Source organism: Mesorhizobium sp. M0598 (assembly GCF_040320865.1).
Taxonomy (GTDB): Bacteria; Pseudomonadota; Alphaproteobacteria; order Rhizobiales; family Rhizobiaceae; genus Mesorhizobium.
The window spans coordinates 16152-28724 of sequence record NZ_JAMYQL010000002.1 but is presented as its reverse complement, the minus strand read 5'-3'; the positions used below and the strand labels follow the sequence as shown (position 1 = coordinate 28724).

Sequence of the window (12573 nt, the reverse complement as noted above, 5' to 3'; positions counted from 1 at the left end):
GGTTCCTCAAGCGGATCGGAGAGGAAACGATGAGCAGGAAGATTTGGGCTTCTGTCGACGACTACATTGTCGAAGCTCTTTTCGAGGCGGATCCCGCCCTCGATGCCGTTCTGGCGGCCAACCATGATCAGGGCCTGCCGCCTATCGACGTTTCCCCGGCACAAGGCAAGCTGCTCTCACTTCTTGCGCGAATGCAGGGAGCAAAGAAGGTACTCGAAATCGGCACATTGGGCGGCTACTCAACAATCTGGATGGCGCGAGCATTGCCGATGGACGGCAAGGTCGTGACGCTGGAGCTTGATTCGCACCACGCCAGTGTCGCGCGGTCGAACTTTGAACGGGCAGGGGTGTCGGACCGGGTGGAACTGCGGGTCGGACCGGCGCTTCAATCGCTTGCGGCCCTAGGCGCCGAGAATGCCGGGCCGTTCGACTTTATCTTCATCGACGCCGACAAGCCGAACAACCCGCACTATCTGTCCTGGGCCATGCGTCTTTCGAGGCCGGGGACCGTCATCGTCTGCGACAATGTCATCCGTGACGGCGCGGTGGTGAATGAAGATGGTCGCGACGCCAATGTCGAAGGGGCACGCGCGGCGTTCTCGTTCATTGGCAGCGACAAACGTCTGGAAGGCACCGCGATCCAGACTGTTGGCGCCAAGGGCTATGACGGCTTTGCAATAGCGATCGTCAATTGATTTTGTGCGGTGCGCCGACCAGACCTGCGATCCGGCCGGCGCCCACTCGTCAATCGAAAAAAGCTTCCACCACATTGCGCCTGCCGAGCATGAAGGCGTCGGCGACGTGCTGCAGGGGCGCGAGATCGACGTCGGAGGTGCCGGCGCGCACGATCTCGGCGAAGCGCTTGTAGAGCATCGGATATTCGGCTTCCGGCTCCTCGTGAACGACGCGGCCATCGATGGCGAGCTTTGAGCCGCCGCCAGAAAGCACCATCGATCCGGCCTCGGTATCGGCCAGGATGTCCCAGCTTTGCGGGCCGGTCTGACGCCAATCGAGTTCCATCGTCACCGGCAGACCGTTCGAAGTGCGGAAGGCGATATGGGCGGCGATGGGGGCCGCGCGGTTTTCGGGGAAATCGAGTTCTGCCGAGCTGATAAACATCGGCGGCAGGATGTGGGTAGCGATCGACAGCGCGTTGATGCCGGGATCGAACACGCCAAAGCCGCCGGGAGCCCAGATCCATTCCTGATTCGGATGCCAGCGGCGCACGTCTTCTTTCCAATTGATGGCGGCCGACCTGATCGTTGTCGATCCAAGGAATGCGCGCGCAGCTTCGACAGCTGGCGCATAGCGCGAGTGCCAGCTGGCGAACAGGCAGACGCCGTTCGCTGTCGCCAGCGCCTTCAGGTCTTCGACCTCGCTGACCGTGGCGCCGGGCGGCTTTTCCAGGAAGACATGCTTTTTCGCCGTGAGCGCCAAGCGCGCGGCGTCGTAACGAAACTGCGGCGGCATGCACAGCGACACCGCCTCGAGCTCTGGCGTTGCGTCGAGCATCGCCTCGATCGTCGGGAAATTCGGGATGTCTTCGACTTTGCCATGGCGGCTCGCTGCGGCGACCAGGCGATAATCCTGGTCCTTCGCCAGCGCCGGCAGATGCTGGTCACGGACGATCTTCCCCACGCCGACGATGCCGAGCTTGATGGGATTAGAGGACATGGGAGCTCCGCAGGTTGAGTGTGCTTGGTTTTGCCAGAGGTCGCTTCTTAGCAGAGAACTTGTGCCGGGCAAGTCGCCGGGCTTGTGTTGCTGGCCCGTGAGATCGACCGCGATTCAGATCTCTTCAGATCGGCACATCGAACGTCACGATCGACACTTCGCCTTCGAGCGCGCCCTGATAGGCGGACAGATGCGGCTCCTCGTCCGGCACGCCGTCCATGTCGCCGATCTGATCGAGCTCTGCCTCGGCATAACCTTCGGCGGCAAGCGATTCGAGAGCGCGGCGCACCGCCGAATCGTCGTCCGGCGCGACCAGCATCACATGCACGCCTTCCGGCTTGCCGCCTTTGCGCTTCCACACCCGGCCGGTAATAATGGTGACCGGGCGCTCCTCATTGTCATTCACGGGTTCGTACCTCCGGGCGAGGGGGTTTGGGCTGCTCATGCCGCCTTTTCGCACGAAGCACGGCCTGGAAACAGCGGCAAGCCGGTCACTTTCTGGCATCCTCTTGAAAAACGGCGCAAGAAAATTACATGCGCTTTTCGCATGGCTGCCACGCCTCGGGTTCAGCGCAATATTTGCCGCTCCGGGGTTGACGGACAGTGGCCATACGAGTAGAAGCCGCCCAGTCAGAACCGATGTGAGGCTCTTGCTTCCGAAGCGACACGCTTTGGAGTTTGCCTCAAACAGGGTTCGTTTTACGAGCGAAAAGACATTTCCGGCGTGCATGAAGCGGCTTCCGCTTCCTCTGCCATTTGTTCGGGCAAGACCGCGAGGCGCGGTTTGTGGCCCGAATTTGCGTATGGAAATGACGCTTTGAGCGGCCCTGACCGGGCGAGACACGGAATTGAGAGACAAGAGGGTTTAATGCCTACCGTCAACCAGCTGATCCGCAAGCCGCGCATTGCGCCGGTGAAGCGCAACAAGGTCCCGGCCATGCAGCAGAACCCGCAGAAGCGGGGCGTCTGCACGCGCGTCTACACCACGACGCCGAAGAAGCCGAACTCGGCGCTGCGCAAGGTGGCCAAGATCCGCCTGACCAATGGTTTTGAAGTGATCGGGTACATCCCCGGCGAAGGCCACAACCTTCAGGAACACTCGGTGGTGATGATCCGCGGCGGCCGCGTCAAGGATCTTCCGGGCGTCCGTTACCACATCATCCGCGGCGTGCTCGACACGCAAGGCGTGAAGAACCGCAAGCAGCGCCGTTCGAAATACGGCGCCAAGCGTCCGAAGTGACCGAAGCGTAGCCAAGGTCGTTCCGGGCGGCGTCAAGCGACGATCCGGGATCCAGGCCACCGCGTAGAATTGAGGCAGAGAAAAAATGTCCCGTCGTCACAGTGCAGAAAAGCGTGAGATCAATCCGGACCCGAAGTTCGGCGATCTGATCGTCACCAAGTTCATGAACGCCGTCATGTATGACGGCAAGAAGTCGGTTGCCGAGACCATCGTCTACGGCGCGCTCGACCAGGTTCAGTCCAAGACCAAGCAGGAGCCGGTCACCGTCTTCCATCAGGCGCTCGACAATGTCGCGCCGCATGTGGAAGTGCGTTCGCGCCGCGTCGGCGGCGCCACCTACCAGGTTCCGGTCGACGTGCGCCCCGAGCGCCGTCAGGCATTGGCCATCCGCTGGCTGATTGCCGCCGCCCGCAACCGCAACGAGACCACTATGGTCGACCGCCTCTCCGGCGAGCTGATGGACGCGGCCAACAACCGCGGCACCGCCGTCAAGAAGCGTGAAGACACCCACAAGATGGCAGAAGCCAACCGCGCTTTCGCGCACTACCGCTGGTAAAGCGCGAACGAGACTGAAGAGGCACCTCCCATGGCCCGCGAATATAAAATCGAAGACTACCGCAATTTCGGTATCATGGCGCATATCGACGCCGGCAAGACGACGACCACCGAGCGCGTCCTCTATTACACGGGCAAGTCGCACAAGATCGGCGAAGTCCACGACGGCGCTGCCACCATGGATTGGATGGAGCAGGAGCAGGAGCGCGGCATTACCATTACGTCCGCCGCGACCACGACCTTCTGGAAGGGTCGCGATGGCAAGATGCACCGCTTCAACATCATCGACACCCCCGGCCACGTCGACTTCACCATTGAAGTCGAGCGCTCGCTGCGCGTGCTCGACGGCGCCATCGCGCTGCTCGATGCCAATGCCGGTGTCGAGCCGCAGACGGAAACCGTCTGGCGCCAGGCTGACAAGTACCGCGTGCCGCGCATGATCTTCTGCAACAAGATGGACAAGATCGGCGCCGACTTCTACCGCTCGGTCGAGATGATCGGTTCGCGCCTCGGTGCACATGCCGTCGTCATGCAGCTGCCGATCGGCGCCGAGACCGAGTTCAAGGGTGTCGTCGACCTCGTCGAGATGAACGCGCTGGTCTGGCGCGACGAGACGCTGGGCGCTGCTTGGGACATCGTCGAGATCCCTGCCGACCTCAAGGCTCGTGCCGAAGAATACCGCGAGAAGATGATCGAGGCCGCCGTCGAAATGGACGAGACGGCGCTCGAGAATTACCTCGAAGGCAAGATGCCGAGCAACGACGAGATCCGTGCGCTCATCCGCAAGGGCACGATCGCGGTGAAGTTCTATCCGATGTTCTGCGGCTCGGCCTTCAAGAACAAGGGCGTGCAGCCGCTGCTCGACGCCGTCGTCGAATATCTGCCGTCGCCGGCCGATGTCCCGGCCATCAAGGGCGTCGACGCCAAGACCGACGCCGAGATCGAGCGTCATGCCGACGACAACGAGCCGCTGTCGATGCTTGCCTTCAAGATCATGAACGACCCGTTCGTCGGTTCGCTCACCTTTGCCCGCATCTATTCGGGCAAGCTCACCAAGGGCATCTCGGTCGACAACACCGTGAAAGGCAAGAAAGAGCGCATCGGCCGCATGTTGCAGATGCATGCGAATTCGCGCGCCGACGTCGAAGAGGCGTTTGCCGGCGACATCGTCGCCCTCGCTGGTCTCAAGGACACCACCACCGGCGACACGCTCAGTGATCCGCTGCATCCGGTCATCCTCGAGCGCATGGAATTCCCCGATCCGGTCATCCAGATCGCCATCGAGCCGAAGACCAAGAACGACCAGGAAAAGATGGGTCTCGCCCTTCACCGCCTGGCCGCCGAGGATCCGTCCTTCCGCGTCAAGACCGACGAGGAATCGGGCCAGACGATCATTTCCGGCATGGGCGAGCTTCACCTCGACATCATCGTCGACCGCATGCGCCGCGAGTTCAAGGTCGAGGCCAATGTCGGCGCGCCGCAGGTGGCCTACCGCGAGACGATCACCCGCAAGCACGAGCAGGACTACACGCACAAGAAGCAGACCGGCGGTACCGGCCAGTTCGCCCGCGTCAAGATACTGTTCGAGCCGAATCCGGAAAGCAGCGAATTCGAGTTCGAAACCAAGATCGTCGGCGGCGCTGTGCCGAAGGAATACATCCCCGGTGTCGAAAAGGGCATCAACAGCGTCATGACCTCGGGCCCGTTCGCCGGCTTCCCGATGATCGGCGTCAAGGCGACGCTGATTGATGGCGCCTACCACGACGTGGACTCGTCGGTTCTGGCCTTCGAAATCGCCGGCCGCGCCTGCTTCCGTGAAGCAGCGCCCAAGCTTGGCGTGCAGTTGCTCGAGCCGATCATGAAGGTCGAAGTGGTGACGCCGGAAGATTACGTCGGCAGCGTTATCGGCGACCTGAACGGCCGTCGCGGCCAGATCCAGGGCCAGGAAGCCCGTGGCGTGGCTGTGGTCATCAACGCGATGGTGCCGCTCGCCAACATGTTCAAATACGTGGACAACCTTCGCTCGATGAGCCAGGGCCGCGCGGCCTACACGATGCAGTTCGACCACTACGAGCCGGTCCCGACCGCGGTCGCCCAGGAAGTCCAGAAGAAATACGCGTAACTCGAAACGAGTTGCATCAGTAACTTAATTCAAGGCCCGCACGGGCTGGCAGGAATGGAGAGATCACATGGCAAAAGGTAAATTCGAGCGCACTAAGCCTCATGTGAACATTGGCACGATTGGTCACGTCGATCATGGCAAGACGTCGCTGACGGCGGCGATCACCAAGTATTTTGGCGAATACAAGCGCTACGACCAGATCGATGCGGCGCCCGAAGAGAAGGCGCGCGGCATCACCATTTCGACGGCGCACGTCGAATACGAGACCGCCAACCGCCACTATGCCCATGTCGACTGCCCCGGCCACGCCGACTACGTCAAGAACATGATCACCGGTGCCGCGCAGATGGACGGCGCGATCCTGGTGGTGTCGGCCGCCGACGGCCCGATGCCGCAGACGCGCGAGCACATCCTGCTCGCCCGCCAGGTCGGCGTGCCCTCGATCGTGGTGTTCTTGAACAAGGTCGACCAGGTCGACGACGCCGAGCTGCTCGAGCTGGTCGAGCTCGAGGTGCGTGAGCTTTTGACCAAGAACGAGTTCCCCGGCGACGACATTCCGATCGTCAAGGGTTCGGCGCTTGCCGCACTTGAAGACAGCGACAAGAAGATCGGCGAGGACGCCATCCGCGAACTGATGGCTGCGGTCGATGCCTACATTCCGACGCCGGTGCGTCCGCTCGACAAGCCGTTCCTGATGCCGATCGAGGACGTGTTCTCGATCTCGGGCCGTGGCACGGTGGTGACCGGCCGCGTCGAGCGCGGCGTCGTCAAGGTCGGCGAGGAGCTGGAGATCGTCGGCATCCGTCCGACCACCAAGACGACCTGCACGGGCGTCGAGATGTTCCGCAAGCTGCTCGACCAGGGCCAGGCCGGCGACAACATCGGCGCGCTGTTGCGCGGTGTCGACCGTGAAGGCGTCGAGCGCGGCCAGGTCCTGGCCAAGCCCGGCACCGTCAAGCCGCACAAGAAGTTCGTTGCCGAAGCCTACATCCTGACCAAGGACGAGGGCGGCCGCCATACGCCGTTCTTCACCAACTACCGTCCGCAGTTCTATTTCCGCACGACGGACGTGACCGGCATCGTGTCGCTGCCGGAAGGCACCGAGATGGTGATGCCGGGCGACAACATCACCGTCGATGTCGAGCTGATCGTGCCGATCGCCATGGAAGAGAAGCTGCGCTTCGCCATCCGTGAAGGCGGCCGCACCGTCGGTGCCGGCATCGTCGTCACCATCAAAGAGTAATTTGGACTTAAACCGATCTGTCGCGGGCGCTGCCCGCGCCGCGCCAGAACAAGGAAGTGACGCATGAACGGACAGAATATCCGCATCCGCCTGAAGGCGTTTGATCACCGGGTGCTCGACGCCTCGACGCGGGAAATCGTGTCGACCGCCAAGCGCACCGGCGCCAACGTCCGCGGCCCCATTCCGCTGCCGACGCGGATCGAAAAGTTCACGGTCAACCGGTCGCCTCACGTCGACAAGAAGAGCCGCGAGCAGTTCGAGATGCGCACGCACAAGCGTCTGCTCGACATCGTCGACCCGACCCCGCAGACGGTCGATGCTTTGATGAAGCTCGACCTGGCCGCCGGTGTCGACGTCGAGATCAAGCTCTAAGGAACCAGAGGTCAGCGGGGCGACCCGGAACTCTGAAGGAACAAGAGGCGTGGAGGGGCGACAGCCCCGACAGGGAACTCTAAAGGAATTGAACCGATGCGTTCAGGTGTGATTGCAAAGAAGGTGGGAATGACCCGCATCTACAACGATGCCGGGGAACATGTTCCCGTCACTGTTCTCCAGATGGAGAACTGCCAGGTCGTGGCGCAGCGCACGCAGGAGAAGAACGGCTATACCGCCGTCCAGCTCGGCGTTGGCCTTGCCAAGGTGAAGAACACGTCGAAGGCGATGCGCGGCCATTTCGCGACCGCTTCCGTCGAGCCCAAGGCCAAGGTTGCCGAGTTCCGCGTCTCCGCCGACAACATGATCGATGTTGGCGCCGAGATCACCGTCGAGCACTTCGTCGTCGGCCAGAAGGTCGATGTGACGGGGACCACGATCGGCAAGGGCTTCCAGGGCGTCATCAAGCGGCACCACATGGGTGGCGGCCGCGCGACGCACGGCAACTCGGTGTCGCACCGTACACACGGCTCGACCGGCCAGCGCCAGGATCCGGGCAAGGTGTTCAAGGGCAAGCATATGGCCGGCCACATGGGTGACACCCGCGTCACCACGCAGAATGTCGAGGTCGTCTCGACCGATGCCGATCGCGGCCTGATCCTGATCCGCGGTGCGGTCCCGGGTTCGAAGGGTGCATGGATTCTGGTCCGCGACGCGGCCAAGGTGGCGCTTCCGGCCAATGCGCCGAAGCCAGCCGCGATCCGCGCCATTGCGACTGACGGTGCCGCCACGAACGAGGCCCCGGCCACAGAGGGAGCGGAATAATGGACCTCAAGATCACAACGCTTGGCGGCAAGGACGCCGGCAAGCTGAAGCTCTCCGAAGAGATTTTTGGCCTTGATCCGCGCGAGGACATCCTGCAGCGCGTCGTGCGCTGGCAGCTTGCCAAGAAACAGCAGGGCACCCACAAGGCCAAGGGTCGCGCGGAAATCGCCCGCACCGGCGCCAAGATGTACAAGCAGAAGGGTACCGGCCGCGCCCGTCACCATTCGGCTCGCGCTCCGCAGTTCCGCGGCGGCGGCAAGGCCCACGGCCCGGTCGTGCGCAGCCATGAGCACGATCTGCCGAAGAAGGTGCGCGCGCTCGGCCTCAAGCATGCGCTTTCGGCCAAGGCCAAGAGCGCGTCGATCATCATCATCGACGAGCTGAAGCTGACCGAGGCCAAGACCAAGGCACTGATCGCGAATTTCGCGACGCTGGGCCTGAGCAACGCCCTGGTGATCGGCGGCGCCGAGCTTGACAAGAATTTCAAGCTGGCGGCGACCAACATCCCGAACATCGACGTGCTGCCCATCCAGGGCATCAACGTCTACGACATTCTGCGCCGCGGCACGCTGGTCCTTTCCAAGGCCGCCGTCGAGGCTCTCGAGGAGCGCTTCAAATGACCGACCTTCGTCATTACGACGTGATCGTCTCGCCGGCGATCACCGAAAAGTCGACCATGGCTTCCGAGCAGAACCAGGTCGTCTTCAATGTCGCCAAGAAGGCGTCGAAGCCGGAAATCAAGGCCGCCGTCGAAGCGCTGTTCGGCGTCAAGGTGATGGCCGTGAACACGCTTGTCCGCAAGGGCAAGATCAAGCGCTTCCGCGGCACGATCGGCCGCCAGAGCGACGTCAAGAAGGCGGTTGTGACGCTGGCCGAAGGCCAGTCGATCGACGTCGCGACGGGTCTCTGAGCAAGGTCGCGAGGACAGAACAATGGCACTGAAAAAATTCAACCCGGTAACGCCGAGCACCCGTCAGCTGGTCATCGTCGACCGCTCGGGCCTCTACAAGGGCAAGCCCGTCAAGGGCCTGACCGAAGGCCTGACCAAGTCGGGCGGCCGCAACAATTACGGCCGCATCACGGCCCGCTTCATCGGCGGCGGTCACAAGCGCACCTACCGTATCATCGACTTCAAGCGCCGCAAGTTCGACGTCGTCGGCACGGTCGAGCGTATCGAGTACGATCCGAACCGCACCGCCTTCATCGCGCTGATCAAGTATGACGATGGCGAGTTGTCCTACATCATCGCCCCGCAGCGTCTGGCTCCCGGCGACAAGATCGTGGCCGGTGAATCGGTCGACGTGAAGCCGGGCAACGCGATGCCGCTGGCTTCGATGCCGGTCGGCACGATCGTCCACAATATCGAACTGAAGCCCGGCAAGGGCGCTCAGGTCGCCCGTTCGGCCGGCGGTTATGGCCAGCTCGTCGGCCGCGACCAGGGCATGGCGATCCTGCGCCTCAATTCGGGCGAGCAGCGTGTCGTCCACGGCTCCTGCATGGCCACTGTCGGCGCCGTGTCTAACCCGGACCACGGCAACATCAATGACGGCAAGGCAGGCCGCACCGTGTGGCGCGGCAAACGTCCGCACAATCGCGGCGTGACCATGAACCCGGTCGACCATCCACATGGCGGCGGCGAAGGCCGCACCTCGGGTGGCCGCCATCCGGTTTCGCCCTGGGGCAAGCCGACCAAGGGCAAGAAGACGCGGTCCAACAAGGCGACCGACAAGTTCATCCTGCGCTCGCGCCATCAGCGCAAGAGCTAAGAAGAGGTAACGCCAAGTGACTCGTTCGATTTGGAAAGGCCCCTTCATCGACGGCTACCTTCTGAAGAAGGTGGACAAGGTTCGTGAAGGTGGTCGCAATGAGGTGATCAAGATGTGGAGCCGCCGCTCCACCATCCTGCCGCAGTTCGTCGGCTTCACCTTCGGTGTCTACAACGGCCAGAAGCACGTTCCCGTCTCGGTGAACGAGGACATGGTCGGTCACAAGTTCGGTGAATTCGCTCCGACCCGGACCTATTACGGTCACGGCGCGGATAAGAAGGCGAAGAGGAAATAATCATGGGCAAGGCCAAAGCTCCGCGCAGGCTTGCTGACAACGAAGCGCGCGCCGTGTTGCGCACGATCCGTATCAGCCCGCAGAAGCTGAACCTCGTTGCCGCGCTGATCCGCGGCAAGAAGGTCGCGACAGCGCTTTCCGATCTCGAATTCTCGGCCAAGCGGATTTCCGGCACGGTCAAGAAGACGCTGGAATCGGCGATCGCCAACGCGGAAAACAACCACGACCTCGACGTCGATGCGCTGATCGTGGCGGAAGCCTATGTCGGCAAGTCGATCGTCATGAAGCGGTTCCATGCCCGTGGCCGTGGTCGCGCCAGCCGTATCGAGAAACCGTTCTCGCACCTCACGATCGTCGTTCGTGAAGTCGAAGAAAAAGGGGAGGCCGCATAATGGGCCAGAAAGTCAATCCGATCGGTCTGCGTCTCGGCATCAACCGCACCTGGGATTCGCGCTGGTTCGCGAACACCGGCGAGTACGGCAAGCTGCTGCACGAGGACATCAAGATCCGCAAATATCTTGAGAAGGAACTCAAGCAGGCTGCGATCTCGAAGGTCGTGATCGAGCGTCCGCACAAGAAGTGCCGCGTCACCATCCATGCGGCGCGTCCGGGCCTGATCATCGGCAAGAAGGGCGCCGACATCGAGAAGCTTCGCAAGAAGCTGATGGAGATGACCAAGTCCGAGACGCATCTGAACATCGTCGAAGTGCGCAAGCCGGAGATCGACGCGACCTTGGTCGCCCAGTCGATCGCACAGCAGCTCGAGCGCCGCATCGCGTTCCGCCGCGCCATGAAGCGTGCCGTGCAGTCGGCGATGCGCCTCGGTGCCGAAGGCATCCGCATCAACTGCGCCGGCCGTCTCGGCGGCGCCGAGATCGCGCGCATGGAATGGTATCGCGAAGGCCGCGTGCCGCTGCATACGCTGCGTGCCGACGTCGACTACGGCACGGCCGAGGCGAATACGGCCTACGGCATCTGCGGCGTCAAGGTCTGGGTGTTCAAGGGCGAAATCCTCGAGCACGACCCGATGGCTTCGGAGCGCCGCGCCACCGAGGGCGATCATGCGCATGGCGGTGGTGGTGAGCGCGAACGCGGTCGCCGTCGCGAAAACGCGTAAGACATTTAGGAATTTGGAGTTAGAACGATGCTGCAGCCAAAGCGCACAAAGTTCCGCAAGCAGTTCAAGGGCCGCATCCACGGTACCGCCAAGGGCGGCACCAACCTGGATTTCGGTGGTTTCGGGCTGAAGGCGCTTGAGCCGAACCGCGTCACCGCGCGTGAGATCGAGGCGGCCCGCCGCGCGATCACCCGCGAGATGAAGCGTGCCGGCCGCGTGTGGATCCGTATCTTCCCGGACGTGCCGGTGACGTCGAAGCCGACCGAAGTCCGTATGGGTAAGGGCAAGGGCGCGGTCGACTACTGGGCGGCACGCGTCAAGCCGGGCCGCATCATGTTCGAGATCGACGGCGTCAACGAGGAAACCGCCCGTGAGGCGCTGCGTCTCGGCGCGGCCAAGCTCTCGGTCAGGACGCGCTTCGTACAGCGCATCGCAGAATAAGGACGGGCTGATCATGAAAGCCGAAGACATCCGGACCAAGACCCAGGACCAGCTGACCGACGACCTGGCCAGCCTGAAGAAGGAGCAGTTCAACCTGCGCTTCCAGAAGGCCACCGGCCAGCTTGAGAAGACCGCGCGCGTGAGGCAGGTCCGCAAGGACATTGCGCGTATCAAGACCATCGCTGCGGAAAAGTCCGCGGCCAAGAAGGCTTAAGGACGAAAACCATGCCAAAGCGCATTCTGCAGGGCACCGTCGTCAGCGACAAGAACGAGAAGACGGTTGTCGTCAAGGTCGAACGGCGCTTCACGCATCCCGTGATGAAGAAGACCGTGCGCATGACCAAGAAGTACAAGGCGCACGACGAGAACAACGCCCACAAGGTCGGCGATCAGGTGTTCATCCAGGAATCGAAGCCGATTTCCAAGGACAAGCGCTGGGTCGTGGTGTCTTCGGACCAGGCCTGATCAGGGCTAACGAAACGAATTTTGGACAGACCGGGGAGGGGTGAGAAACCCGTCCCGTTAGAAAAGAAGAAGGCGGCCAGTCATGATTCAGATGCAAACAAACCTCGACGTCGCGGATAATTCCGGCGCCCGTCGTGTCATGTGCATCAAGGTGCTGGGCGGCTCGAAGCGGAAATACGCTTCCGTGGGCGACATCATCGTGGTGTCGATCAAGGAAGCCATCCCGCGCGGCCGCGTCAAGAAGGGCGATGTGATGAAGGCGGTCGTGGTTCGCACGGCCAAGGACATCCGCCGCCCGGACGGCAGCGTGATCCGTTTCGACAAGAACGCAGCCGTTCTCGTCGACAACAAGAAAGAGCCGATCGGCACGCGTATCTTCGGACCGGTTCCGCGCGAACTCCGCGCCAAGAACCACATGAAGATCATCTCGCTCGCGCCTGAAGTGCTGTAAGGAGCCG

At 62.3% G+C, this 12573-nt stretch carries 19 protein-coding genes; 17 read left to right on the top strand and 2 right to left on the bottom strand.

All coding sequences use genetic code 11. The annotated features are described in order from the left end of the window. Positions 1-29: 29 nt before the first annotated feature. Positions 30-695 (top strand): O-methyltransferase, encoded by a 666-nt coding sequence (locus tag NKI59_RS03135; protein WP_352702305.1) that lies wholly within the window; start codon positions 30-32, stop codon positions 693-695. A 49-nt stretch (positions 696-744) separates the two neighbouring features. On the opposite strand, the gene NKI59_RS03130 is transcribed toward NKI59_RS03135, so the two are convergent. Continuing rightward, on the bottom strand, positions 745-1674 hold the full coding sequence (locus NKI59_RS03130; RefSeq protein WP_352702303.1) for a Gfo/Idh/MocA family protein: 930 nt from the start codon (positions 1672-1674) through the stop codon (positions 745-747). 124 nt (positions 1675-1798) lie between these two features. Continuing rightward, positions 1799-2080, bottom strand: a complete 282-nt coding sequence (locus tag NKI59_RS03125; RefSeq protein WP_023680447.1) for a transcriptional regulator — start codon at positions 2078-2080, stop codon at positions 1799-1801. 462 nt (positions 2081-2542) lie between these two features. Here NKI59_RS03125 and rpsL point away from each other — a divergent pair, with 462 nt between their 5' ends. The 16 genes from rpsL to rplN all read left to right on the top strand — a co-directional run bounded on the left by rpsL (position 2543) and on the right by rplN (position 12566). After that, entirely contained in the window at positions 2543-2914 is a 372-nt protein-coding gene (rpsL, locus tag NKI59_RS03120; RefSeq protein WP_006333356.1) for a 30S ribosomal protein S12, read from the top strand. An 85-nt stretch (positions 2915-2999) separates the two neighbouring features. Next, complete coding sequence (gene rpsG, locus NKI59_RS03115; protein WP_008875664.1) at positions 3000-3470, top strand: 30S ribosomal protein S7; 471 nt, start codon at positions 3000-3002, stop codon at positions 3468-3470. A gap of 30 nt (positions 3471-3500) precedes the next feature. Further along, on the top strand, positions 3501-5591 hold the full coding sequence (gene fusA, locus NKI59_RS03110) for an elongation factor G (protein WP_023680448.1): 2091 nt from the start codon (positions 3501-3503) through the stop codon (positions 5589-5591). Between the two features lie 67 nt (positions 5592-5658). Next, complete coding sequence (gene tuf, locus NKI59_RS03105; RefSeq protein WP_254817137.1) at positions 5659-6834, top strand: elongation factor Tu; 1176 nt, start codon at positions 5659-5661, stop codon at positions 6832-6834. Between the two features lie 63 nt (positions 6835-6897). Then, positions 6898-7206: a 30S ribosomal protein S10 gene (rpsJ, locus tag NKI59_RS03100; RefSeq protein WP_006205468.1), complete on the top strand. Its 309-nt coding sequence runs from the start codon at positions 6898-6900 to the stop codon at positions 7204-7206. 96 nt (positions 7207-7302) lie between these two features. Next, positions 7303-8031 (top strand): 50S ribosomal protein L3, encoded by a 729-nt coding sequence (gene rplC / locus NKI59_RS03095; protein ID WP_352684842.1) that lies wholly within the window; start codon positions 7303-7305, stop codon positions 8029-8031. Continuing rightward, positions 8031-8651, top strand: coding sequence for a 50S ribosomal protein L4 (rplD, locus tag NKI59_RS03090; RefSeq protein ID WP_023675140.1), 621 nt, complete (start codon positions 8031-8033; stop codon positions 8649-8651). The genes rplC and rplD overlap by 1 nt, the downstream gene beginning before the upstream one ends. Beyond that, positions 8648-8941, top strand: coding sequence for a 50S ribosomal protein L23 (locus NKI59_RS03085; protein ID WP_023675139.1), 294 nt, complete (start codon positions 8648-8650; stop codon positions 8939-8941). The genes rplD and NKI59_RS03085 overlap by 4 nt, the downstream gene beginning before the upstream one ends. Before the next feature lie 22 nt (positions 8942-8963). Beyond that, positions 8964-9797 (top strand): 50S ribosomal protein L2, encoded by an 834-nt coding sequence (gene rplB, locus NKI59_RS03080; RefSeq protein ID WP_023675138.1) that lies wholly within the window; start codon positions 8964-8966, stop codon positions 9795-9797. Between the two features lie 16 nt (positions 9798-9813). After that, positions 9814-10092, top strand: a complete 279-nt coding sequence (gene rpsS / locus NKI59_RS03075; RefSeq protein ID WP_006205463.1) for a 30S ribosomal protein S19 — start codon at positions 9814-9816, stop codon at positions 10090-10092. Positions 10093-10094: 2 nt separating this feature from the next. Next, the gene (gene rplV / locus NKI59_RS03070; RefSeq protein ID WP_006205462.1) at positions 10095-10484 is read left to right on the top strand and encodes a 50S ribosomal protein L22; all 390 of its coding nucleotides are present in this window, start codon (positions 10095-10097) and stop codon (positions 10482-10484) included. Next, on the top strand, positions 10484-11209 hold the full coding sequence (gene rpsC, locus NKI59_RS03065; RefSeq protein WP_023675137.1) for a 30S ribosomal protein S3: 726 nt from the start codon (positions 10484-10486) through the stop codon (positions 11207-11209). The genes rplV and rpsC overlap by 1 nt, the downstream gene beginning before the upstream one ends. A gap of 27 nt (positions 11210-11236) precedes the next feature. After that, positions 11237-11650, top strand: a complete 414-nt coding sequence (gene rplP / locus NKI59_RS03060; RefSeq protein ID WP_006205460.1) for a 50S ribosomal protein L16 — start codon at positions 11237-11239, stop codon at positions 11648-11650. A gap of 13 nt (positions 11651-11663) precedes the next feature. Further along, the gene (gene rpmC / locus NKI59_RS03055; protein WP_006205459.1) at positions 11664-11864 is read left to right on the top strand and encodes a 50S ribosomal protein L29; all 201 of its coding nucleotides are present in this window, start codon (positions 11664-11666) and stop codon (positions 11862-11864) included. Positions 11865-11875: 11 nt separating this feature from the next. Then, entirely contained in the window at positions 11876-12115 is a 240-nt protein-coding gene (gene rpsQ / locus NKI59_RS03050; RefSeq protein ID WP_023675136.1) for a 30S ribosomal protein S17, read from the top strand. 82 nt (positions 12116-12197) lie between these two features. Then, positions 12198-12566 (top strand): 50S ribosomal protein L14, encoded by a 369-nt coding sequence (gene rplN, locus NKI59_RS03045; protein WP_006205457.1) that lies wholly within the window; start codon positions 12198-12200, stop codon positions 12564-12566. Positions 12567-12573 lie beyond the last annotated feature (7 nt).